The organism is Nostoc sp. CCY 9925 (assembly GCF_963920935.1).
In the GTDB taxonomy this organism is placed as follows: domain Bacteria; phylum Cyanobacteriota; class Cyanobacteriia; order Cyanobacteriales; family Nostocaceae; genus Nostoc.
Window position 1 is genome coordinate 1 of record NZ_CAWUDO010000299.1, and the last position, 727, is coordinate 727.

General features: G+C 43.2%; 1 protein-coding gene. It reads left to right on the forward strand.

From position 1 onward, the window contains the following. Positions 1-13 precede the first annotated feature (13 nt). On the forward strand, positions 14-727 hold a 714-nt coding region (locus tag ACM0OY_RS40535), incomplete at its 3' end, for an AMP-binding protein (RefSeq protein WP_414574322.1).

The window sequence follows — 727 nt, forward strand, 5'->3', positions numbered from 1 at the left end:
TTTGACTTTGTCCATGGAGGACACAGAACAAGGAATAATTGGAGAGTTAGAGTACAGCACTGATTTGTTTGCTGCTGCTACTATCCGTAGGATGCTAGGGCATTTCCAAAGTTTGTTAGAAGGTATTGTTACCAATCCAAAACAACATCTATGGGATTTACCGCTTTTAACTAAAGCAGAGCGAAAGCAATTATTAGAGGAGTGGAATGACACCAAAGGTGACTATCCCAAGAACCTGTGTATCCATCAATTGTTTGAAGCTCAAGTAGAGCGAACCCCTGATGCTGTAGCAATAGTCTATGAAAATGAACAACTCTCTTACCAAGAACTCAATTCCCGTGCCAATCAATTGGCACATTATTTGCAAACACTGGGCATTGGACCAGAGGTAAGAGTTGGCTTGTGCGTAGAACGCTCCCTTTTGATGATGGTGGGGCTACTAGGCATTCTTAAGGCGGGGGCAGCTTATGTACCATTAGACCCTGCTTATCCAGAAGAGCGATTAGCCTTCATGCTAGAAGACAGTCAATCTTACATTCTACTGACCCAACAAGAACTTGTAACAAGACTACCGAACTATAGCGGACAGGTTTTATGCTTAGATATGGACTGGGAGAACATTGCTCAAAGTAGTGAGGACAATTATGCCAGTGAGGTAACGACTAACAATTTAGTCTACGTGATTTACACCTCCGGCTCGACGGGTAAACCCAAGGGTGTTATGGTA